Source organism: Phenylobacterium sp. T106, from assembly GCF_057219735.1.
Map to the genome: position 1 here is coordinate 1 of NZ_JBXVWA010000008.1, position 20,264 is coordinate 20,264.

The 20,264-nt window shown below is 71.4% G+C and carries 23 protein-coding genes; 10 read left to right on the plus strand and 13 right to left on the minus strand.

Annotated elements, in window-relative coordinates; all coding sequences use genetic code 11:
• Positions 1-119: 119 nt before the first annotated feature.
• From AC2D8W_RS16975 to AC2D8W_RS16990, 4 genes are read right to left on the minus strand one after another with little or no spacing between them, the layout of a single operon-like run.
• Positions 120-731: a LysE family translocator gene (locus AC2D8W_RS16975; RefSeq protein WP_293481084.1), complete on the minus strand. Its 612-nt coding sequence runs from the start codon at positions 729-731 to the stop codon at positions 120-122.
• Between the two features lie 16 nt (positions 732-747).
• A complete protein-coding gene (locus AC2D8W_RS16980; protein WP_293481085.1) occupies positions 748-1,056 on the minus strand; it encodes a hypothetical protein in 309 nt (102 codons plus the stop codon).
• A 29-nt stretch (positions 1,057-1,085) separates the two neighbouring features.
• Positions 1,086-2,723: an MBL fold metallo-hydrolase gene (locus AC2D8W_RS16985; RefSeq protein ID WP_484672525.1), complete on the minus strand. Its 1,638-nt coding sequence runs from the start codon at positions 2,721-2,723 to the stop codon at positions 1,086-1,088.
• Between the two features lie 5 nt (positions 2,724-2,728).
• Positions 2,729-3,196 (minus strand): host attachment protein, encoded by a 468-nt coding sequence (locus tag AC2D8W_RS16990; RefSeq protein WP_293481088.1) that lies wholly within the window; start codon positions 3,194-3,196, stop codon positions 2,729-2,731.
• Between the two features lie 170 nt (positions 3,197-3,366).
• Between AC2D8W_RS16990 and AC2D8W_RS16995 the strand changes: the two genes are divergently transcribed.
• The 8 genes from AC2D8W_RS16995 (at position 3,367) to AC2D8W_RS17030 (ending at position 9,842) form a co-directional block, all read left to right on the plus strand.
• On the plus strand, positions 3,367-4,020 hold the full coding sequence (locus AC2D8W_RS16995; protein ID WP_293481090.1) for a helix-turn-helix domain-containing protein: 654 nt from the start codon (positions 3,367-3,369) through the stop codon (positions 4,018-4,020).
• A gap of 58 nt (positions 4,021-4,078) precedes the next feature.
• Entirely contained in the window at positions 4,079-4,945 is an 867-nt protein-coding gene (locus tag AC2D8W_RS17000; protein WP_484672526.1) for a universal stress protein, read from the plus strand.
• Positions 4,946-4,954: 9 nt separating this feature from the next.
• A complete protein-coding gene (locus tag AC2D8W_RS17005) occupies positions 4,955-5,305 on the plus strand; it encodes a c-type cytochrome (RefSeq protein WP_484672527.1) in 351 nt (116 codons plus the stop codon).
• 18 nt (positions 5,306-5,323) lie between these two features.
• Positions 5,324-6,172, plus strand: coding sequence for a universal stress protein (locus AC2D8W_RS17010; protein ID WP_484672528.1), 849 nt, complete (start codon positions 5,324-5,326; stop codon positions 6,170-6,172).
• Positions 6,169-7,227: an AI-2E family transporter gene (locus AC2D8W_RS17015; protein WP_484672529.1), complete on the plus strand. Its 1,059-nt coding sequence runs from the start codon at positions 6,169-6,171 to the stop codon at positions 7,225-7,227. The genes AC2D8W_RS17010 and AC2D8W_RS17015 overlap by 4 nt, the downstream gene beginning before the upstream one ends.
• Before the next feature lie 72 nt (positions 7,228-7,299).
• Complete coding sequence (locus tag AC2D8W_RS17020; RefSeq protein WP_293481100.1) at positions 7,300-8,799, plus strand: PAS domain-containing sensor histidine kinase; 1,500 nt, start codon at positions 7,300-7,302, stop codon at positions 8,797-8,799.
• Positions 8,792-9,400 carry a response regulator FixJ gene (gene fixJ, locus AC2D8W_RS17025; RefSeq protein ID WP_484672530.1) on the plus strand — a complete coding sequence of 203 codons (609 nt, stop codon included), beginning with the start codon at positions 8,792-8,794 and terminating at the stop codon, positions 9,398-9,400. Before AC2D8W_RS17020 ends, fixJ begins: the two co-directional genes overlap by 8 nt.
• Positions 9,401-9,452: 52 nt before the next feature.
• Entirely contained in the window at positions 9,453-9,842 is a 390-nt protein-coding gene (locus AC2D8W_RS17030; protein WP_293481104.1) for a response regulator transcription factor, read from the plus strand.
• A 21-nt stretch (positions 9,843-9,863) separates the two neighbouring features.
• Here AC2D8W_RS17030 and hemN read toward each other — a convergent pair whose 3' ends face one another.
• Genes hemN through ccoN form a run of 9 tightly spaced genes read right to left on the minus strand, consistent with a single transcriptional unit; the run spans position 9,864 to position 18,935 of the window.
• Positions 9,864-11,246: an oxygen-independent coproporphyrinogen III oxidase gene (gene hemN / locus AC2D8W_RS17035; protein WP_484672531.1), complete on the minus strand. Its 1,383-nt coding sequence runs from the start codon at positions 11,244-11,246 to the stop codon at positions 9,864-9,866.
• A gap of 43 nt (positions 11,247-11,289) precedes the next feature.
• Positions 11,290-11,448: a cbb3-type cytochrome oxidase assembly protein CcoS gene (ccoS, locus tag AC2D8W_RS17040; RefSeq protein WP_293481108.1), complete on the minus strand. Its 159-nt coding sequence runs from the start codon at positions 11,446-11,448 to the stop codon at positions 11,290-11,292.
• A complete protein-coding gene (locus AC2D8W_RS17045; RefSeq protein WP_293481110.1) occupies positions 11,445-13,610 on the minus strand; it encodes a heavy metal translocating P-type ATPase in 2,166 nt (721 codons plus the stop codon). Before AC2D8W_RS17045 ends, ccoS begins: the two co-directional genes overlap by 4 nt.
• Entirely contained in the window at positions 13,601-14,089 is a 489-nt protein-coding gene (locus AC2D8W_RS17050; RefSeq protein ID WP_484672532.1) for a FixH family protein, read from the minus strand. The genes AC2D8W_RS17045 and AC2D8W_RS17050 overlap by 10 nt, the downstream gene beginning before the upstream one ends.
• Positions 14,086-15,588, minus strand: a complete 1,503-nt coding sequence (gene ccoG, locus AC2D8W_RS17055; RefSeq protein WP_484672533.1) for a cytochrome c oxidase accessory protein CcoG — start codon at positions 15,586-15,588, stop codon at positions 14,086-14,088. Before ccoG ends, AC2D8W_RS17050 begins: the two co-directional genes overlap by 4 nt.
• On the minus strand, positions 15,585-16,511 hold the full coding sequence (ccoP, locus tag AC2D8W_RS17060; protein ID WP_293481113.1) for a cytochrome-c oxidase, cbb3-type subunit III: 927 nt from the start codon (positions 16,509-16,511) through the stop codon (positions 15,585-15,587). The genes ccoG and ccoP overlap by 4 nt, the downstream gene beginning before the upstream one ends.
• Positions 16,504-16,671 carry a cbb3-type cytochrome c oxidase subunit 3 gene (locus tag AC2D8W_RS17065; protein ID WP_293481114.1) on the minus strand — a complete coding sequence of 56 codons (168 nt, stop codon included), beginning with the start codon at positions 16,669-16,671 and terminating at the stop codon, positions 16,504-16,506. Before AC2D8W_RS17065 ends, ccoP begins: the two co-directional genes overlap by 8 nt.
• A complete protein-coding gene (ccoO, locus tag AC2D8W_RS17070) occupies positions 16,668-17,405 on the minus strand; it encodes a cytochrome-c oxidase, cbb3-type subunit II (RefSeq protein WP_484672534.1) in 738 nt (245 codons plus the stop codon). The genes AC2D8W_RS17065 and ccoO overlap by 4 nt, the downstream gene beginning before the upstream one ends.
• Before the next feature lie 12 nt (positions 17,406-17,417).
• Positions 17,418-18,935: a cytochrome-c oxidase, cbb3-type subunit I gene (gene ccoN / locus AC2D8W_RS17075; RefSeq protein WP_484672700.1), complete on the minus strand. Its 1,518-nt coding sequence runs from the start codon at positions 18,933-18,935 to the stop codon at positions 17,418-17,420.
• Between the two features lie 265 nt (positions 18,936-19,200).
• Here ccoN and AC2D8W_RS17080 point away from each other — a divergent pair, with 265 nt between their 5' ends.
• Together AC2D8W_RS17080 and AC2D8W_RS17085 are read left to right on the plus strand one after the other, a co-directional pair.
• Positions 19,201-19,452, plus strand: coding sequence for a hypothetical protein (locus AC2D8W_RS17080; protein ID WP_484672535.1), 252 nt, complete (start codon positions 19,201-19,203; stop codon positions 19,450-19,452).
• Between the two features lie 100 nt (positions 19,453-19,552).
• Positions 19,553-20,203: an OmpW/AlkL family protein gene (locus AC2D8W_RS17085; protein WP_484672536.1), complete on the plus strand. Its 651-nt coding sequence runs from the start codon at positions 19,553-19,555 to the stop codon at positions 20,201-20,203.
• The last annotated feature ends 61 nt before the right edge of the window (positions 20,204-20,264 follow it).

A 20,264-nucleotide genomic window follows, 5' to 3' on the forward strand; every position in this document is an offset into this window, starting at 1 on the left:
CGGCTCGATCTTCGCCCACTGCTCGTCGCTGAACCAGAATTCGTTGCTCATGATCCACCTCCGCAGAGCTTGAATCACGATTTGGCAAACACCATCAACAAGCTGATCGAGTTTTCACCCTAGGCCGGCGTCACCGCGACCCAGGCGGCCACCGCCAGCAGGCCGACCGCGAACAGCCGCTCCACGCGCCGCCGCGCGCCGGGCCATGCCGTGAGCGCGCGGCCTGCGCCCGCGCCGGCCATGACGATCGAGGCGTGCACGGCGGCGCTGAACCCCAGGTGGATGAGGCCGAGCTGAAGCGCCTGGGCCCTCGGGTCGCCGAGCTCCGGACGGATGAACCCCGGCAGCAGCACGAGATAGAGGATCGCCGCCTTGGGATTCAGCACGTTGTTGACGAGGCCGCGGACGAACAGCCGCTTCTCGGACGTCGCGACCGCAAGGGGCGCGCCCGCGGTGCGCCAGGCCTCGACCGCGAGCCACGCCAGATAGGCCACGCCGGCCCACCGCAGCGTCTCCAGGATCCACGGCCAGCGCAGGGCTTCCGCGAGGCCCGCCAGCGTCACCGCCAGGTAGACGGCGAGCCCGAGCGTGACGCCGGCCACGGTCACCAGTCCGGCGGCCCGGCCCGAGCGGCTGGCCACCAGGAAGAGGTAGGCCATGTTCGGGCCGGGGGTCAGCTCGATGAGCGCCACCGCGAGGAGGAACGGCGCCAGTTGCGCGATCGACAGCACCGGCGCGCGTTGCGGATCAGGCGGCCTTCTTCCGGCCGATCTTCAGCAGACTGACCAGAGCCGCCGCAGCCGTCAGCGCCGCCGCCGCCGTGGCGACCGGATGGGCCTTCGCCTCGGCCACGGCCTTGTCCGCCAGGTACTTCGCCTCCGGCGGCGCCTTGTCGGCGACCTTCTGCGCGGCGTCGCGCAGGGCCTGCGAGGCCTGGGCCAGCGCCTGCTCGGCGTCGTCGCTCAGGTTCTCGGCGGCGCGGCGCAGCATCTTCGAAACGTCGTCGAGCGTGTCTTCGAGATCGCGCTGGACCTGCTTGGTCAAGGATCTGGGCATGGGTGACTCCTAGGGGGGGTGAGTACGCCTCATCCTGCAGGCGCGGCGGGTGGCTTGCCTTGACCGACATCAACCCCTTCCGCCGGGCCCAGCGCCTGCGACAGGGCTTCGAGCAGGGCTTCGCGCGCGGCGTCGTCAGGCAGCGTCTCCAGGCGGGCGTTGAGGTCGAGCAGCAGGCGCGAACGGGCGTTGTGCCAGTCCGGGCGCGCGGCGGCGCCGGGCAGGATGCGCGCCTCGGCGCCTGCGAGCGGCGACGCCGGCGCCGCCGGCGCCAGGGCGAAGCGCTCGTCGAGCGCCGGGATCACCAGCCGTTCGGGGGCGAAACCCTCCGCCAACAGCTTCGTCCGAAGCCCTTCCAGCGCGTCCGGCTCGCCGTGCGCCAGGAACACCGAGCCGCCGATCGGCCGGCGCGCCTTGGCCCAGGCGGCGAGAGCCCCCTGGTCGGCATGACCCGAGTAGATGTCGAGAGAGCGGACACGGGCGCGGACGGCGATGTCCTCGCCCTGGATCCGGACCGAGTTCGCGCCCTCGGCCAGGATGCGGCCCAGAGTGCCGGCGGCCTGGTAGCCGGGCAGGAGGACGGTCGCGTCGCGCCGCCACAGCAGGCGCTTCAGGTGCTTGCGCACGCGTCCCGCCTCGCACATGCCGCTCGCAGCCAGGATGACGTGCCAGCCGCTCATCCGCTCGAGCCGATCGCTCTCCCAGGGCTCGCGGAGGAACATCAGCCGGCCGCTCTGGCGCAGGTCCTCGAAGGGATTGCGGTCCATCGACGCGCTCCAGCCGCGCCGCCGGAACACCTCCGTCGCCTCGATCGCCAGGGGGGAATCCAGGAAGATGTCCACGTCCGGGACCTCGCCCTCGCGGATCAGGATCTGCAGGTCCGCCAGCAGCTCCTGCGACCGCTCGACGGCGAAGGCCGGGATCAGCAGCGGTCCCCCGGCCTCCCGCGCGGCGCGCAGTTCCCGGGCGAGGAGCCGCCGGCGCGACGCGGGATCCATCGACGCCCTCGGTCGGTCGCCGTAGGTGGACTCGATCACCAGGTGGTCGACGCCGGCGGGGCCCTCCGGATCGGGAAGGAAGTCCCGCCCGCCAGGGCCGAGATCGCCCGAGAAGAGGATCGTCACCGGGCCCTCGCCGCCGTCGACGCGGACCTCGATGGAGGCCGAGCCCAGCATGTGGCCCGCCTCCCAGTAGCGCGCCGTCACCCCAGGGGCGACCGCCACCTCGCGGCCGAGCTTCACCGGGTGGAAAAGCTCCAGGGTCCGCCGCGCGTCCTGCACGGTGTAGATGGGCTCGACGGGGTCGCGGCCCCGGCGCTGGTTGCGGCGGTTGAGCTGCCGCACCTCGCTTTCCTGGATGTCGCCGGCGTCGGGCAGCATGACCTCGCACAGGTCGCGGGCCCCCGCGGTCGCGTGGATGGCGCCTTTGAAGCCGGCGCGCATCAGCTTGGGCAGGAGGCCGGAGTGGTCGATGTGGGCGTGCGTCAGCAGCACCGCGTCGATCTCGCCCGCCCGAAACGGAAAGGGCTCGTAGTTGAGCGCCTTCAGGGTCTTGGGGCCCTGGAACATGCCGCAGTCCACGAGCACGCTGGCCCGGGGCGTGGTGAGGCGGGCGCAGAAGCCGGTGACGCAGCCCGCCGCCCCGTGGAAGGTGAGATTGACGGGCACTGAGCTCAGGCGCTCTCGGCGCGCCAGGCGTGCGCGCGGGCCTCGCGCAGGATCTGCCGCATCGCGTCGGCGTCCTCATGGACCCGGGCGTGCGGGTCGGTCACCTCGACCCGGGCGGCCACGCCGGCCGGCAGCGCCTTCCGCAGCGCCCCGAGCGCGTGGGGCGGCCCCATCAGCGCCAGATGGTCGAAGTCGCCCCGGCCGCCGGCCACCATCAGGCGGGTCGCCACGCGCCGCAGGAACCGGGCCTCGGCCGCATGCGCGAGGTTGCGGTCTCCAGCCGCGCTGCGGCCGGCGCCGGCCCGCGAGTGCACGGTCGCGCGCTGGAGGCCGCCGGCGCCGCGCTCCTCCTCGGTGGCCGACATGCGCAGCTCCCGGATCTCGCGCAGCGGACCCGATCTCGCCGGCTCGACGAAGAACCGCGCCTGCCGCGCATCGAACGCCACGACCCAGGTCGTTCTGGCCGGATCCATGCTCGCCTCCTCGCTTGGCTGACACACCGTGGCGAGCATCCTTCCTCCGGCGCCGTGACCCAGATCAAAGCACGGGGGCGACAGCCTCCGTACTGCTACTTAGGGGACGCTCCTCAATATGAGGCCACGCTCGCAGCCGATAGCAATTCGCCATCGGATTGGAGCCTCCCATGACCCTGGCCTACGACATGAACGACCCCCGTGGCGCCCGGCCTGCCAGCGCGCTGACGGACGCCTTCGAGCGCCTGGGCAAGCGGGTCAGCTTCGATCGCGAGACCGAGATCTACGCCCAGGACGAGGAAGCCGACATGCTGTACCGGGTGGTCAGCGGCGTCGTCCGCACGACCCGGGTCACCCTCGACGGCCGCCGCCAGGTCGGCGACTTCTACTACGCCGGCGACCTGTTCGGCCTGGAGGTCGGCCCCGACCACCGTTTCGCCGCCGAAGCCCTGACCGACTGCGAGATCACCGTCGTCCGCCGCGCTGCGATGCGCGCCTTCGCCGGCGACGCCGAGCTGGACCGCGCGATCCTGGAGGCGACCCGCCTCGAGATGGAGCGCCTGCAGGACCACGTGGTCATGCTGGGCCGCAAGAGCGCCCGCGAGCGGGTCGCCAGCTTCCTGATGTCGATCGCCCAGCGCCAGGACGAGGGCCAGGTCGAGCTCCCCATGGGTCGCCAGGACATGGCCGACTATCTCGGCCTCACCATCGAGACGGTGTCGCGCATGCTGACGCAGCTCCAGGGCGAGGCCATCGTGGAATTCCCCTCGACGCGCCGCTTCCAGGTCCGGAAGTGGACCGCGCTCGAGGCGCTCGCCGCCTGAGCCAGGCGCCTGAGCGGCCGCAGGCGTTCACCGGCCGCGCCGTCGTTGGAGCCCCCCCATGCAGACGACCAAGGAACGGACCACCCCCGCCGTCGCCCAGTCGGACGTCTACCCGACGATCCTGGTGCACGCCGAGCCCGGACTCGCGTCCTCGCACCGCGTCGAGGCGGCCGCCCGCCTCGCCCGTGACCTGGACGCCCGCCTGATCGGCCTGGGCGCCGAGACCTTCGACCCCAGCCTGACCGCCGGCCCCTTCATGGGCTACGAGGCCGGGCAATGGGTCGGTCTCGTCCAGGAGGAGATCGAGAAGAGCATCGCCAACGCCGAGAAGGCCTTCTCGCGCGACTCCGCCGGCGCGAAGGTCGAATGGCGTTCGATGCAGGACTATCCCCACCGCGCGCTCCTCATGCTGGCGCGCGCCGCCGACCTCATCGTCATGAGCCCGGCGTCGAAGGCCGGCCGGCAGCGCAACGCCGACCCCGCCGACGTGGTGATGAGCGCCGGACGCCCGGTGCTGATCGTCCCGGAAGGGCGCCAGCACCTGCGCGCCAAGTCGGTGGTCGTGGCCTGGAAGGACACCCGCGAGTGCCGGCGCGCCATCGCCGACGCCATGCCCTTCCTGAAGCGCGCCGAGGACGTGATCGTGTACGCGGTCGTGAAGCCCGAAGAGGTGGACGCCTCCGCGTTCGAGGTGGACGACGTCATCGTCAACCTCAAGGCCCACCGGGTGAACGCGCGCCCCCTGGTCAACGCGGTCCCGCAGGACGGCGTCACCAACGCCATCGAGCGTGTGGCCCAGCACAGCGGCGCGGACCTGGTGGTCTGCGGCGCCTACGGACACGCCCGCGCCCGCGAATGGGCCTTCGGCGGCGTGACCGAGGACCTCATCCACGCGCCGAAGTACTTCGTCCTGATGAGCCACTAGGCCGGGCTGATGTTGCGTTCCATCCTCATGGTCGCCGGCCTGGCCCTCGCGGGCTGCGCCGGCGGCGCGCCGCCGCTGGCCTCGACGCCGGCGCTCCCGAAGCTGGACGCCGAGCAGCAGCGCGGTCACGAGATCGCGGTGCGCCGGTGCGGCGGATGCCACACCGTGGGGCTGGACGACGGCGGCGCACAGGAAGGGCCGGCGTTCTACCGGCTGGCCCGGCGCTACAACGCCATCTCGCTCGAGCGGCGGTTCGCCGAGGTGTCGGCCCACGGCTTCGACCGAATGCCGCCCGTCTCCTTCACCCGGGACGAGGCCGCCGCGCTCATCGCCTACTTCGAGACGCTCCAGGGCAATTGAGCCCCACCGGAGGCGCGCATGTCCTACGCCGATCTGTTCTTCGCCGCCCTGACATATCCTGACGCGACGCCCGACCGGGCCATCCGCGGCGGGGTCGCGCTGGCCCGCCGCTTCGGCGGCGCGCTCACGTTCCTCAGCGTGAAGATCGACCTGCCCCAGCTCCACCACCCGCTGGCCAACGCCCTGCTCGACCTGGACCGGGTCTCCGCGCTCGAGGAGGCGCGCAGCGCCGCGACGGCCCAGCTCGCCGCCACCTGCGCCCGCATCGCCGCCGAGATGGCGGACACCCCGCTGCACGTCGAGACGGCCTGCGCCAAGCTGTACGAGGAGGCGGACGTGATCGCCGCGGCGGCGCGGACGCGGGACCTCACGATGGTCCCGATCGGGCCGGCGGTGCTCGCCGACCAGCAACTGGCGGAGGCCCTGCTGTTCGGGTCGGGACGGCCGGTCGTCGTGTTCCCCGACGCCGCCGAGATCGCGCCGGCCGACCGCTTCGGACGGATCGCGATCGCCTGGGACGGCGGCGCAGCCGCCGCGCGGGCCGTCGCCGACGCCCTCCCGGCCCTCAGGCGCGCCGGCGAGGTGCGCATCTTCACGGCGCTCGGGGAGAAGCCGCAGGCCGTTCATGGCGCGGCCGCCGCCCTGGCGAGCCACCTCGAGCGCCACGGGATCACGACCGTCATCGACGAGCGGCTCGCCCACGACGAGTCCATCGGCCAGCGCCTGGCGCGCTATGTGGACGAGACGGCGCCCGAACTGCTGGTGATGGGCGGCTACGGCCATGCGCGTCTGCGCGAGTTCGTCCTGGGCGGGGCGACCCGCGCGGTGCTCGAGGCGCCGCCCTGTCCCGTGATGCTGTCGCATTGACGACGCGTCCGCCCCTGCGCGCGGCCGCCGCGCGCGTGATCGCCACGCCGTTGCAGGTGGCGGCCCTGGTGGTGGCGGGGCTGCTCGTCTGGCGCTTGGCCGACGTGCTGCTGCTGGCCTTCGGCGCCGTGCTGGTCGCCGTCCTGCTGCACGCCTTCGCGGACCCCCTGATCCGGCGCCGCGTTCCCCGCCCGCTGGCCCTGGGCGCGGCGGTCGCCGGACTGACGGCCGCGGTCGCCGCCATGGCGTGGCTGTTCGGCCAGCAGCTGTCGATCCAGGTCGCCACCTTGGGCGAACTGCTGCCGCGGGCCTGGGAGGCGCTCCAGGCGAGGCTCTCGACCTCGGTGGTCGGAAGCTGGATTCTCGACGACCTCCGGCGGTTCCCGCACGCCGACGGGCTCATCGTGGACACCGCCTCCGAGTTCCTCCGCGGATCGGCGACCGCGGCCGCGGCCACGGTCATCGTCATGTTCTGCGGGCTCTACATCGCGTTCCATCCCGGCACCTACCTGGGCGGTCTGCTCCGCCTGCTGCCGCTGCCGCGCCGGGGCCGCGCGGCCGAGGTGCTCGCGGCCTGCGGCGGCGCCCTGAACCGCTGGCTCCTGGGCCAGCTCGCGTCGATGGCGGTCGTGGCGGCCACGGTCACGGCCGGCCTTTGGTGGGCCGGCGTGCCGTCCCCCCTGGCGCTCGGCGTCCTGGCGGGCGCCGCCCAGTTCGTGCCGGTGATCGGCCCCTGGGCCGCGACGGCGCCCGGGCTCGTCCTCGCCGCCGCCCAGGGACCCGACACCCTGGCGCTGGCCGCGGTCGTCTATCTCGGCGCGTCGCAATTCGAGGCCAATGTGCTGACCCCGCTCCTGCTGCGCCAGATGGTCGAGCTCCCGATGGGCGTCACGCTGTTCGCGGTGCTGGCCATGGGCGTGCTGTTCGGACCGCTGGGCGTGCTGCTGGCGACGCCGCTCGCGGTCGTGGCCTATGTCCTGGTGCGCCATCTCTACGTGGAGGACCTGCTGCAGGACCGGGCGCCGCCCGGCGGGACGGCGGAGCCTTCGCCGTGAGGCCGGCCGCCGCGCGCGAAAGCCCCTGATGGCCGCTTGCCACGTTCCGACTTGTTGCCTAGGCGAAGCCGCATGAACGCGGCGAGTGAACCGCGCGCCGATGTGACCGGGCGCTGGAACCGGGCGGCCGGTTACGTGGCCGCGGCGGTCGCCGTTGCGGCGGCTGTGGGCGTGCGCCTGCTGCTGGATCCGATCCTGCAGGACGACCTCTCGTTCCTGCTCTTCGTGCCGCCGCTGCTGGTCGGCGCGGCCATCGGCGGGATGGGTCCGGCGCTGCTCGCCGGCGGGCTCTCGCTGGCCCTCGGAGTCGGCATCGCGGGATTCCCGAACGCGGACGAGCCGGACGGCCTGGTGCGCATGCTGATCTTCGCCGCCCTCACCCTGGCGGTCGGCGGGTTCGGCTCGCGGATGATCCACAGCCGCCGCGCGGTCCAGCGCTACGTCGACGACCTGCAGGCCCGCGAGGCGCACCTGCAGTCGATCCTCGACACCGTGCCCGACGCCATGATCGTCATCGACGACCACGGGCAGATCGTGTCGTTCTCGAGCGCGGCCGAGCGTCAGTTCGGCTGGACCTCGGCCGAGGTGATCGGGAAGAACGTCAGCATGCTCATGCCCGACCCCTACCGGTCGGCGCACGACAGCTACGTCGACCGCTACAAGCAGACCGGCGAGCGGCGGATCATCGGCATCGGGCGGGTGGTCGTGGGCGAGCGGAAGGACGGCTCCACCTTCCCGCTGGAGCTCGCGGTCGGGGAGATGCGCTCGGGCGACCGGCGCTACTTCACCGGATTCCTGCGCGACCTCACCGAGCGGCAGGCGGCCGAGCGGCGCCTCCAGGACCTGCAGGGCGAACTGGTGCACGTCTCGCGGCTGACGGCCCTCGGCGAGATGGCCTCGGCGCTGGCGCACGAGCTCAACCAGCCCCTGACCGCGGCCACCAACTTCATGAAGGGCTGCCTGGTGCTCATCAAGCGCAAGCCGCTGGACGAGGCCCGGCTCGAGCAGATGATCTCCCAGGGCGCCGACCAGGCGCTGCGCGCGGGGCAGATCATCCGCCGCCTGCGCGACTTCGTGGCCAAGGGCGAGGCCGAGCGCCGCATCGAGAGCCTGCCGAAGCTGCTCGAAGAAGCCGGCGCGCTGGCGATGGTGGGCGCCCGGGAGCGCAGCATCCGCCTGCGCTACGACATCGAGCGCAGCGTCAACCTGGTCCTCGCCGACAAGGTCCAGATCCAGCAGGTGGCGCTCAACCTCATCCGGAACGCCATCGAGGCGATGGAGGAATCGCCGCAGAAGGACCTCGTCGTCGGCGCGAGGCCGGCGCCCGAGGACATGGTCGAAGTGTGGGTCAGCGATACCGGCCACGGGATCAGCGCCGAGGCGGCCGAGCAGCTCTTCCAGCCCTTCATGACCACGAAGAGCCACGGCATGGGCATCGGTCTTTCCATTTCGCGTACGATCATCGAAGCTCACGGCGGTCGGATCTGGGTCGAGCCCAACCCGGCGGGCGGGGCCATCTTCCGGTTCACGCTTCGCGGCGTCAGTCCCGAGGAGCTTCTCGACCATGAGTGACGCGGTCGTACACCTGATCGACGACGACGAGGCGATCCGGGTCTCCCTTGGGTTCCTGCTGGAGATGAACGACCTCCCGTCGCAGACCTATGCGTCGGCCGGCGAGTTCCTGGAGGTGGCCGGGACCCTCGAGCGCGGCTGCATCGTCACCGACGTCCGCATGCCCGAGATGAACGGCCTGGAGCTGGTCAAGCGGCTGAAGGAAATGGACGTCGCCCTTCCGGTCATCATGATCACCGGCCATGGCGACGTGCCGATGGCGGTCGAGGCCATGCGGGCGGGCGTGGTCGACTTCATCGAGAAGCCGTTCGAGGACGAGACGCTGCTCAGGTCGATCCAGTCGGCGCTGAACCTGGGCGCGGAGACCGGCGCGCAGGCCCAGGAGCGGAAGCACTTCGAGGAGATGCTCGCCACGCTGTCCGGCCGCGAGAAGGACGTCCTGCGGGGCGTCATCGCGGGGAAGATGAACAAGGTCATCGCCTACGAGCTGGGCATCAGCCCGCGCACGGTCGAGGTCTATCGGGCGAACGTCATGAGCAAGACCAAGGCGAGCGGGCTCTCCGAGCTCGTGCGGATCGCCCTGCTTGCGGGCTTTTCGTGACGTTTGCTTAAGATCAAGGCCCCCGCTGCGGCGTCCGCTTAGGCTCGGTTCCATGGATCAGAGCCTCAGCCGTCCGCTGATCGTCGTCGTCGATGACGACCTCGCCGTCCGGCGCTCGCTGGAGTTCGCCCTCGACCTCGAGGGCTTCGCCGTCGAGACCTACGAATCCGGCGAGGCTCTGCTGCTGCGCAACGCCGGCCAGACGCCGGCCTGCCTGGTGCTCGACGAGCGGCTGCCCGGGGTGTCCGGGCTCGGGGCCCTGCGCCAGCTTCGCGCGCGCCACGCCGAGACGCCGGCGATCCTGATCACCAGCCACCCGGGGCCGCGCCTGCGCGAAGCCGCGGCCAGCGAAGGCGTGCCGATCCTCGAGAAGCCCCTGCTGAGCGAGACGCTGGTAGCGGCCATCCAGGCGGTGGCCGAGGTTCCCCACGACCTTCGCTGAGCCGCCGGGCCGCCGGCCTTCCTACAGCGTCCTGGAATGGCGCTCCGCCTGCGGGACCAGATAGGCGTCGAACGCGGCGCACACCGACCTCACGACCAGCCGGCCGTTGCCCACGATCCGCACCTCTGCGCCATGGATCTCGGCCAGCCCGTCCTGCACGAACGGCTCCAGGGCGGCCATCGCACCGCGCAGTGCCTCGATGGACCGTCCGTGACGGACGCAGACGTCGGCGAGATCCACGGCCAGGTCGCACATGAGGCGCTCGATGATCTCGGCGCGGAAGCGATCCTCGACCGTCAGCGCCACGCCCCGGGCCACCGGCAGCCGCCCCGCCTGGACCGCCGCCCGCCAGCCCAGCTCCTGGGCCACGTTCTGGACGTAGCCCTGCGGCAGCCGGCCGATCGCCGAGGCTCCGAGGCCCAGCAGGGTCGTCGCGGCGTCGGTGGTGTAGCCCTGGAAATTGCGATGCAGCCGGCCCTCCCGCTGCGCGACGGCGAGTTCGTCCGTCGGCAGGGCGAAGTGGTCGAGCCCGATCCGGACGTACCCCTCGGACACGAAGCGGTCCGCGGCCGCTTCGGACTGCTCCACGCGCGCCGCCGCCGACGGCAGCGCCGCTTCGTCGATCAGCTGCTGGTGGGCCTTCATCCACGGCACGTGGGCGTAGCCGAAGAGCGCGACGCGTTCTGGCCGCAGCCGCACCACCGCATCCACCGTGGCCAGCGTGTTGGCGGTGGTCTGGTGCGGCAGGCCGTACATCAGGTCCAGGTTGACCGAGTGGACGCCGACCTCGCGCAGCCATCCGACGGCCGCCTCGATCTCCTCGAAGGTCTCCCGGCGGTTCACCGCGGCCTGCACCTCGGGGTCCAGGTTCTGCACGCCCAGGCTGGCGCGCCGCAGGCCCTGGCGGCCGGCGGCCTGCACCCAGACGCGGGTGAGCACGGCCGGATCGAGTTCCGCGGCGATCTCGAGGCCGGGCTCCGCATCGAAGGCGCCGCGCAGGCCGGACATCACCGCTTCGAGCTCGTCCGCGGTCAGCATGTTGGGCGTCCCGCCGCCCAGGTGCACGGCGTTCATCGTCAGCCGGCCGGGCGCGGCGGCGGCGAGCAGCTCCGTTTCCTTGAGCAGCAGCTCGACGTATTCGCCGATTGGCTTGCGCCGGGTCACGGCCCGGGTGTTGCAGCCGCAGTACCAGCACAGCCGGCTGCAGAACGGCACATGGACATAGACCGACACCGGCTCGTCCGCCGGCAGCGCCGCCAGCCACTGACGGTAAGCCGCCTCGTCCACGGACGGCGTGAACTGCAGGGCGGTCGGATAGCTGGTGTACCGCGGCGCCCGGCCATCATAGCGGGCGACGAGCCCCGCAAGGTCGCGGGCGCGGTCGGGAAACGCGATCAGGGTCATGCGCGCACCATCGCCGATGGGCGGCGCGGCGCCCTGATCCAGATCAAGCCGCCGGGCGGTCCTCGGGATCGGGGACCAGGATCCGCGCCGCGTCGCCCGCCGGATCCTCGTACTGGCCGTCGCGCAGCGTCCACCAGAACGCCGCCAGGGCCATGAGCCCCAGGCCGAGCGAGAACGGCGCGAGGAAGATCACGATGTTCATCGGCGGGCTCCCGTCCGCAGCGCGTTCAGGGTCACGACCAGCGACGAGCCCGACATGGCGATCGCCGCGACGAAGGGGTTCACGAGGCCCAGCATCGCCGCCGGCGCCGCGATCAGGTTGTACAGCGCCGCGAGGCCGAAGTTCTCGAGCGCCCGGGCGCGGGCGCTGCGCGCCACGTCGATGGCGTCGACGATGGGGCCCAGGTCGTCCCCGGAGAAGACCAGGTCGGCGGCGTTCTGGCTGGCCTCGAGCGCCGAGCCGGGGGCCATGGCGGCGTGCGCCTTGGCGAGCGCGCCCGCGTCGTTGAGCCCGTCGCCGACCATCAGCACCTTGCGCCCCTGCGCGGCCAGGGCGTCGACCACCGCCGCCTTGTCCTGCGGCGTGCAGGCCGCGGACCAGTCGGCGACCCCGGCGGCCGCGGCGGCGCGGCTCACGGGCGCCTCGACGTCACCGGAGAGGATCTGCACCGAGAGGCCCCGCGCGTGCAGCGCGGCGACCACGTCGGCGGCGTCGGACCGCAGGGTGTCGGCGAACGCGAACCGGAACCGCGTGTCGCCGTCGTAGCCGAACCACAGCTCGGTCTCGGAGCCGTGGCTCTCGACGCCGAGGAAGGCGGCCTTGCCCAGCCGGCACCGGCGTCCGTCCACCACGCCCTCGACGCCCTGGCCCGAGATCTCCCGGACGTCCTCGGCGAGGGGGCCGTCGCCCGCCTCCTCGGCCAGGGCGCGGGCCAGCGGGTGGCGCGAGGCGCGCGCCAGCGGGGCCGCCATCACGAGCGCCGCATGCGCCGTCGGCTTCAGCCGCGGCCGGCCGAGCGTCAGCACCCCGGTCTTGTCGAACACCACGTGATCCACCTCGGCGAGGCGTTCCAGCGCGGCGCCGGACTTCACGAGCACGCCTCGGCGGAACAGCCGCGCCGATGCGGTGATCTGCACCGCGGGCGCCGCCAGGCCCAGCGCGCACGGGCAGGTCACGATCAGCACAGCCACCGCGCGGATCAGCGCTTCCCGCGCGTCGAGCCCCAGACCCCAGCCGCCGACGAAGGTCATCAGGGCGACCGTGTGGACGACCGGCACGTAGATGGCCGCGGCGCGGTCGGCGAGGCGCACGTAGCGCGACTTCGACTGGGCGCCGAGCTCGACGAGGCGCGCGATCGCCGCCAGGGCCGAATCCTCGGACCGCGCCACCGCCCGCACGCGCAGGGTCCCCGAGAGGTTCAGCGCGCCGGCCCGGCAGAGCTGGCCGGCGGCCACGGCGACGGGCGCGGTCTCGCCGGTGAGCAGGCTGTTGTCGAGTTCCGAAGACCCCGTGGCGATCTCGGCGTCCACGGGCAGGCGCTCGCCCGGCCGGACGAGCAGGATGTCGCCGATGCGCACCTGGCCGACCGGCACGGCCGTCAGGGCGTCGGCCGCCCCGACCAGCGTCGCCGTCGGGGCCTGCAGCGCCAGCAGGTCGGCGGCGGCGCTGGACGCCCGGGCGCGCAGCCGGTGCTCGAGCCAGCGGCCGATGAGCAGCAGGAACAGCAGCGAGACGGCGGCGTCGAAGTAGACGTCGCGGCCGCGCAGCACGGTCTCGGAGAAGCTGATGGCCAGCGTCAGGAGCACGCCGATGGAGATCGGCACGTCCATGTTCGCCCGCCGCGCCCTGAGCGAGCGCCAGGCCGAGCGGAAGAACGGCATCCCGGCGTAGAGGGCGCAGGGCGCGCCCACGATCCCGGAGAACCACATCATGAGCGTCCGCGACGCCGGGCCGAGTTCCTGCCCGAACAGCCCCGCCCAGATCGGCACCGAGAACATCATGGTGTTCATCACGCCGAACCCGGCCACGGCCATGGCGAGGATCAGGGCGCGGCCCTCGCGGTCGTACGCGGCGCGCGCCTGTTCCGGGTCGAACGGGGTCGAGGGGTAGCCCAGGCGCTCCAGCGCCTCGACGACCGCCGCCGGATCGCCGGCTCCCGGCCGGAACGCGACGGTCAGCCGCTTCTGGCTGAGGTTGACCCGGGCCCCCGTGACGCCGGGGAGCGCCTGGACGGCGCGCTCGACCTTGCCCATGCAGCCGGCGCAGCGGACGTCGGGCACCAGCAGGTCGAGGCTCGAGCCCCCGCCGGCTCCAGGCTTGAGGAACGCGCCGAAGTCGCGGGGGACGTCCGAGATCAGCGCCACGTCAGCCTCCGCTCGGCGGTGAACGGCCGCCCGTCGGGCGTGCGCGCGTCGACGGTGAGGTCCCAGGCGCCCGTCAGGATGCCGCCCTTGGCCACGTAGCGACCGGGAGCGGCCTCGGCGAAGGCCAGGGCAATGCGGCCCGCCTCGGTGGCGGGGCGCTCGAGCCGGCCGCGGATGGAGAGGCCCCGCACCGGCTCGCCCTGGGCGTCGCGGAATTCGACGGCCACCGCGCCGGGCAGCGCCTCGGCGGCGGCCTGCCAGCCGAGCTTCTCCTGCGCCTCGAGCTGGGCGATGCGCCGGTTGTAGATCAGCCCATCCTCGTAGGGCGTCACCGAGACCTGCCCCGGGAAGGTGCGGATCGCCATCACCATGAAGGCGGCGTCGACGCTCGCGACGGCGACGAAGAAGGCCGTCACGCCGGCCGCGACGTGCCAGCCGCGGATCGTGAAGCTCGGACGGGACGTTGCGGCGCGGCTCATGGCGCTTCGGCTCCGGTGAGGAATGTGGTGGCGGCCTTCACGTCGCCCTTGGGTCCGCCGATGGTGAAGGCGGCCGGCAGGCTCTTGGCCGTCAGCGACTCGGCCGGCGCGCTCACGAAGACCCGCACGGCGCGCACCTCATTGGGCGGCACCACCGTGCGCACGACGCCCTCGGGCTCGCCGGGGCTCGAGAGCCGGGCGCCCGGCACGCCCGTGAAGGACACGGCGACGGGCCGCGGCTCGAACGTGCGGTTGGCGACCTTCAGGGTGTAGCCGTTGCGCACCGAGCCGTCGTGCAGCCGCACGAAGGTCGGGTTGCGGTCGCGCAGGGCGTGCAGGGTCATGGGCGCCCGGTTCACCAGGCCCCAGAGCACGATGCCGGACACCAGCGTGAGGGCAACCGTGTAGTAGATCGTGCGCGGACGGACGAACCGGTACGTTGGCGCGGCCTTGCAGCTCCGCGCGGCGACGGCGGAATCCGAGTCGTAGGCGATCAGCGCGCGCGGGCGGCCGACCTTGTCCATGATTTCGTCGCAGGCGTCGATGCAGAGGCCGCAGTTGATGCATTCCAGCTGCGGGCCGTTGCGGATGTCGATCCCCATCGGGCACGCGACGACGCAGGCGTTGCAGTCGATGCAGTCGCCCCGGCCGGTCCAGTCGGCGCCCTTCTTGTGCGCCCCCCGCGGCTCGCCGCGATCGTAGCGGTAGGTCACCTGCAGCGAATGCTCGTCGAGCATCGCGCCCTGGATGCGCGGCCACGGGCACATGTAGGTGCAGACCTGCTCGCGCATGTGGCCGGCGAAGATGTAGGTGGTGGCCGTCAGCAGGCCGCAGGAGATGTAGGACTGGATCGGCGCGCGTCCGGTCCAGAACTCGACCAGCAGCGTCGGGGCGTCGCGGAAGTAGAAGATCCAGGCGCCGCCCGTTCCGAAGGCCACGCCCAGCCACACGAGATGCTTGCCGCCCTTGCGCCACAGCTTGTCGAAGGACCAGGGCGCCGCAGCCAGGCGCATCCGCGCGTTCCGGTCGCCCTCGAACAGTCGCTCGACGTAGATGTACAGGTCGGTCCAGACGGTCTGCGGGCAGGCGTAGCCGCACCACAGGCGCCCGAACAGCGCCGTCACCAGGAACAGTGACAGGGCCGCGATCACCAGCAGGCCGGTGATGAAGTACACCTCCTGCGGCCAGAGCTGGATCCCGAAGAAGTAGAAGCGGCGGCCGAAGAAGTCGACGAGCACCGCCTGGTCCGGCAGCGCGCCGGGCCGCTCCCAGCGGATCCAGGGCGTGACGTAGTAGACCGTCAGCGTCAGGATCATCAGCGCCCACTTCAGCCGCCGCCACTGGCCGTGCACCAGCTTCGGGTAGATCGGCTGGCGGGGCTTGTAGAGGCTGCCCTTGGCGTCGCCCTTGGCCCGTGCGCGCTCGGCCGCGGACACGGGTCCGCCCGCAGGCTGGCCGCCGGCGCCGCCGGCGGCCCGCTTGTCGATGACGACCGTCACCGGCCCGCCGCGCTGGTCCCTGCGCCCTCCTGCTGGGCCGGCCGGATCGGCTCGGCCGCGCCGCCGGCGTTCGCGTGCACATAGACGGCCAGCGCCTTGATGGTCTCGGGCGAGAAGCGCGCCTCCCAGGTGGGCATCACGCCGTTGCGGCCGTTCCAGATCTGGTCGCGGATCGCGGCGCGGGTCGAGCCGAACAGCCATTCGCCGTCCGTCAGGTCGGGCACGCCGCGCGCGACATCCCCGGTTCCGGCCGGCCCATGGCACGCGGCGCACTGGTCGGCGAAGGTCTGGCGGGCCCGGCCCACCGCGGCGGCGTCCGCCTTGCGGCGGGACAGCGCGACCACGTACTCGGTCAGGTCGTCGACCTGGCGGCCGTCCAGCATCTGGTCGCGGCCGAAGGCCGGCATGACCGTGCCGCCGCGGGCCGCGGGGTGCCCCGAACGGACGCCGACGGCGATCGTGTGCCGGATGTCGTCCAGCGAGCCGCCCCAGAGCCAGACGTCGTCGCGCAGGTTCGGGTAGCCCTTGGCCCCCGCCCCGCCCGCGCCGTGGCAGGTCGCGCAGTTGTCGCCGAAGACCGACTGGCCCACCTGCATGGCGTAGGACTGCAGGTCGGGATCAGCCTCGATCTGCTGCAGGCTCGCGTTGCGCAGCTTCGCCTCGCCGGCGTGGCGTTGCTTGGCGAGCGCGCCCAGCTCGGCGGCCACCGCCGAACGGTCGGACAGGCCCAGCGTGCCGCGGGTGTAGCTGGTGATCCCGGGCCAGGCCGGCATCAGGATCCAGTAGACCACCGACCAGGCGATGCAGCCGTAGAAGACCCAGAGCCACCAGCGCGGCAGCGGCGTGTCCAGTTCCTTGATGCCGTCCCACTCGTGGCCCGTGGTTTCGGTGCCAGAGTGCTCGTCGCGTTCGCGCTCAGACATGGTCGTCGTCCTCGAGAGGAAGCTGTGCGAGGCGGCGGAACGCCTCCTTGTTGCGGGGCCAGAGCGCGTAGGCGAGGCCGCCCATGAAGATCAGGCCGAAGTAGATGGTGCCGCCCTGCTGGGCGAAGGCGGCCACCGTCTCGTAGGTGAGGCCGCTCATCTCAGGTTCTCCGGATCGGTCGCCTTGTAGGTCTTGAAGTCGACCATGGTGCCCAGGACCTGGAGGTAGGCCACGAGCGCATCCATCTCGGTCAGCATCTCGGGGTTCCCGTCGAAGTCGCGCTGGGCGACCTTCGCGCCGTAGCGGGTCTTGAGGCCCGAGCGCTCGCCGGCGAAGGCGTCGACCTGCGTCTCCAGGTCCTCGCGGGCGTTCTTCAGCTGCGCGTCTGTGTAGGGCACCCCGACCCCTCGCAGGCTCGCGAGGTGCTTCTCGATCGCCCGGTAGTCCAGCTCGCGCTTCGCCAGGAAGGCGTAGGGCGGCATGTTGGACTCCGGCACCACCGAGCGCGGATTCGTCAGGTGGTCGACGTGCCAGCTGTCGGAGTACTTGCCGCCGACGCGGGCCAGGTCAGGCCCGGTGCGCTTGGAGCCCCACTGGAAGGGGTGGTCGTACATGCTCTCGGCGGCGAGGCTGTAGTGGCCGTAGCGCTCGACCTCGTCGCGCAGCGGCCGGATCATCTGCGAGTGGCAGACGTAGCAGCCTTCGCGGACGTAGATGTTGCGCCCGGCCTGCTCGAGCGGCGTGTACGGGCGGACGCCCTTCACGTTCTCGATGGTGCTCTCCAGGTAGAAGAGCGGGCTGATCTCGACGAGACCGCCGATCGAGACCGTGATGATGATCCCGATGATCAGCCACAGGGAGTGGCGTTCGAACCTGGCGTGATGTTTCCACATGTGCGGGGGCCCTTACTCGGCCGCTGCGAGCAGCGGGTTGGGCGCCGGCGCCGACAGGTCCGCGGTCGCGGAGCTGGGCATGCGGATCGTGCGCCACAGGTTGTAGGACATGATCACCGCGCCTGCGAGGTACATGACCCCGCCGAGGGTGCGGATGACGTTCTCGATATGCTTGGCCGCGACGGTCTCGACGAAGGCGTTCGCGAGGTAGCCCTGCGGCGTGTATTCCCGCCACATCAGGCCTTCCATGATCCCGGAGACCCACATCGCGGCGATGTAGAGGAGGATGCCGGTGGTCGCGATCCAGAAGTGCCACTCGACGAGCGTGTTCGAGTACAGCCGGTCCTTCTTCCACAGCCACGGCACCAGGCAGTAGATCGCGCCGAAGCTGATGAAGCCGACCCAGCCCAGGGCGCCGGAGTGCACGTGGCCGATGGTCCAGTCGGTGTAGTGGCTGAGCGCGTTGACGGCCCGGATGGACATCAGCGGGCCCTCGAAGGTCGACATGCCATAGAAGGCGATGGCGACGACCATCATGCGGACCACCGGGTCGGTGCGAAGCTTGTCCCACGCGCCGGACAGGGTCATCAGGCCGTTGATCATGCCGCCCCAGGACGGCATCCACAGCATGACCGAGAAGGTCATCCCGAGCGTCTGCGCCCACTGCGGCAGCGCCGTGTAGTGCAGGTGGTGCGGGCCGGCCCAGATGTAGATGAAGATCAGCGACCAGAAGTGCACGATGGACAGGCGGTACGAGTAGACCGGCCGCTCCACGCGCTTCGGCACGAAGTAGTACATCATGGCCAGGAAGCCGGCAGTGAGGAAGAAGCCCACCGCGTTGTGGCCGTACCACCACTGGGTCAGGGCGTCCTGGACGCCTGCGAAGGCCGAGTAGCTCTTGGTCTCGAGCAGGCCCACGGGCAGGGCCGCATTGTTCACCAGGTGCAGGATCGCGATGGTGACGATGAAGGCCAGGTAGAACCAGTTGGCCACATAGATATGCGGCTCCTTGCGCTTCCAGATCGTGCCCAGGAAGACCAGCAGGTAGGCCACCCAGACGATCGTCAGCCACAGGTCCACGTACCACTCGGGCTCGGCGTACTCGCGGCCCTGGGTGATGCCGGCCAGGTAGCCGGTCGCCGCCAGCACGATGAAGAGCTGGTAGCCCCAGAAGACGAACCACGGCCAGGCGCCGCCGAACAGCCGCGCCTTGCTTGTGCGCTGCACCACGTAGAAGGACGTGGCGATCAGCGCGTTGCCGCCGAAGGCGAAGATCACCGCCGAGGTGTGCAGCGGGCGCAGACGCCCGAAGTTCAGCTCGGGGAACTGCGGGAAGTAGAAGATGTTGGGCCACGAGAGCTGGGCCGCGACGAGCCCGCCGGCGGCCAGGCCGGCGATCGCCCAGAACATGGTGGCGATGACGCCCGCCCGGACCACGCCGTCGTGGTAGCGCGTCGGCTCGTCCTTGAAGCGGCCGTTGGCCAGCCCCACCGCCATGACCATGAAGGCGGTGACGAACGCACCGATCATGACCCAGCCGTGGAAGCGGAACGCCGGGTCGGGCGAAAACGCGGTGGCGAGGATCGCCAGAAGGGCGGCGACGCCCGTGAAGGTGAACAGGACGAGCGCGTTGAGGGGCGCATCGTCGCGTGAGACAGCAGCCTGGGTCATGGAATCCGCGGGGTGCGTATGAGAGACGCCCTCCCATGCCGCGCTGCAAAACGGGGGGCCTTGACTTCGATCAACGCTCCGCCGCCGGGGGGCTGCGACAAGGGGTCGTTCTCAGGAGCCGTCCATGCCCACGCCCGTCGTGTCCGAAGATCTGATCCTGCGCCTCGGCGTGGGACTGACTGGGGCGACACTGCTGGGAGGCTCCGCCCTGGCGGCCGATCTGGCGCAACTGCACATGGCGGCTCTCGGGACGATCTGCGGCGCCAGCACCAACCCCCATTGCGGCTGGTGCCTCGGGGCGGTGGGCCTTGCGCTCGCAGGGCTCACCGCACTGGGGTTCGCGACCGCGCCCGACCGCGTGAGAACCCCCGAATAACTTCGAACTTCGGGTTTGCTCCAGATCAAGGCTCAGCTTGATCGGCCCTGGCATCCCTCCCCTCACGACGGCCTTAGAGCCGCGGAAAGGGGATAGACCAATGAAAGCCAAGCTGCTCGTCGCCGCTGCGCTTACGGGGGCCCTGGCGGCCGCTGGCGCGGCCCAGGCGCAGGACTTCCAGCCCAAGGAAAAGGGCACCATCATTCTCAACGTCCGGATCACCCAGGTGGACCCGGCGGGCACCGATCCGCTGACCACGCTCGCGGGTGCGGCGACCGGCCTGCGGACCGAAGCCGACTACGACGTGATGCCGACGCTCGGCCTGACCTACTTCCTCACTGACAACGTGGCGGTCGAAGCCATCGCCGGCACCACGCACCACGCCGTGCGCGCCAAGGGCGGTGCGACGAACATCAAGGTGAAGGAGACCTGGGTCCTGCCGCCGGTGGTGGCGCTGCAGTACCACTTCGCACCGAAGGGCCGGATCAGCCCGTACGTCGGAGCCGGCGTGAACTACATGATCTTCTACGGCGGCGACAACAAGAACGGGTTCGCCTTCAAGGTGAAGGACGGCTTCGGGACCGCGCTGCAGGTCGGCGTCGACGTCGCCGCCAACGACAAGTGGCAGCTGAACTTCGACGTGAAGAAGATCTTCTTCGACACCACCGCGACCGATCGGGCGAAGGGGCTGAAGAGCAAGATCAGCCTGGACCCGTGGGTCTTCTCGGCCGGCGCGGGCTACCGCTTCTGACGGCTGCGAACCTCGCTTGCGGGGCGGCGTCCCGCCGCCCCGCCAACGTTCAGGACAGGAG

What these genes read in the sequence shown, in the direction of transcription:
- AC2D8W_RS17010 (WP_484672528.1), top strand. Translation starts at nt 5,324, where the DNA reads ATGTCCTACGCCGATCTGTTCTTCGCCGCCCTGACATATCCTGACGCG.
- hemN (WP_484672531.1), bottom strand. Translation starts at nt 11,246, where the DNA reads ATGACCCTGATCGCGTTTCCCGACCGCGCCCGCGACCTTGCGGGGCTC.
- ccoP (WP_293481113.1), bottom strand. Translation starts at nt 16,511, where the DNA reads ATGTCTGAGCGCGAACGCGACGAGCACTCTGGCACCGAAACCACGGGC.
- AC2D8W_RS17050 (WP_484672532.1), bottom strand. Translation starts at nt 14,089, where the DNA reads ATGAGCCGCGCCGCAACGTCCCGTCCGAGCTTCACGATCCGCGGCTGG.
- ccoO (WP_484672534.1), bottom strand. Translation starts at nt 17,405, where the DNA reads ATGTGGAAACATCACGCCAGGTTCGAACGCCACTCCCTGTGGCTGATC.
- AC2D8W_RS16995 (WP_293481090.1), top strand. Translation starts at nt 3,367, where the DNA reads ATGACCCTGGCCTACGACATGAACGACCCCCGTGGCGCCCGGCCTGCC.
- AC2D8W_RS17080 (WP_484672535.1), top strand. Translation starts at nt 19,201, where the DNA reads ATGCCCACGCCCGTCGTGTCCGAAGATCTGATCCTGCGCCTCGGCGTG.
- AC2D8W_RS17005 (WP_484672527.1), top strand. Translation starts at nt 4,955, where the DNA reads ATGTTGCGTTCCATCCTCATGGTCGCCGGCCTGGCCCTCGCGGGCTGC.
- AC2D8W_RS17065 (WP_293481114.1), bottom strand. Translation starts at nt 16,671, where the DNA reads ATGAGCGGCCTCACCTACGAGACGGTGGCCGCCTTCGCCCAGCAGGGC.
- ccoN (WP_484672700.1), bottom strand. Translation starts at nt 18,935, where the DNA reads ATGATCGGTGCGTTCGTCACCGCCTTCATGGTCATGGCGGTGGGGCTG.
- ccoS (WP_293481108.1), bottom strand. Translation starts at nt 11,448, where the DNA reads ATGAACATCGTGATCTTCCTCGCGCCGTTCTCGCTCGGCCTGGGGCTC.
- AC2D8W_RS17030 (WP_293481104.1), top strand. Translation starts at nt 9,453, where the DNA reads ATGGATCAGAGCCTCAGCCGTCCGCTGATCGTCGTCGTCGATGACGAC.
- fixJ (WP_484672530.1), top strand. Translation starts at nt 8,792, where the DNA reads ATGAGTGACGCGGTCGTACACCTGATCGACGACGACGAGGCGATCCGG.
- AC2D8W_RS17085 (WP_484672536.1), top strand. Translation starts at nt 19,553, where the DNA reads ATGAAAGCCAAGCTGCTCGTCGCCGCTGCGCTTACGGGGGCCCTGGCG.
- AC2D8W_RS17000 (WP_484672526.1), top strand. Translation starts at nt 4,079, where the DNA reads ATGCAGACGACCAAGGAACGGACCACCCCCGCCGTCGCCCAGTCGGAC.
- AC2D8W_RS17020 (WP_293481100.1), top strand. Translation starts at nt 7,300, where the DNA reads ATGAACGCGGCGAGTGAACCGCGCGCCGATGTGACCGGGCGCTGGAAC.
- AC2D8W_RS16980 (WP_293481085.1), bottom strand. Translation starts at nt 1,056, where the DNA reads ATGCCCAGATCCTTGACCAAGCAGGTCCAGCGCGATCTCGAAGACACG.
- AC2D8W_RS16990 (WP_293481088.1), bottom strand. Translation starts at nt 3,196, where the DNA reads ATGGATCCGGCCAGAACGACCTGGGTCGTGGCGTTCGATGCGCGGCAG.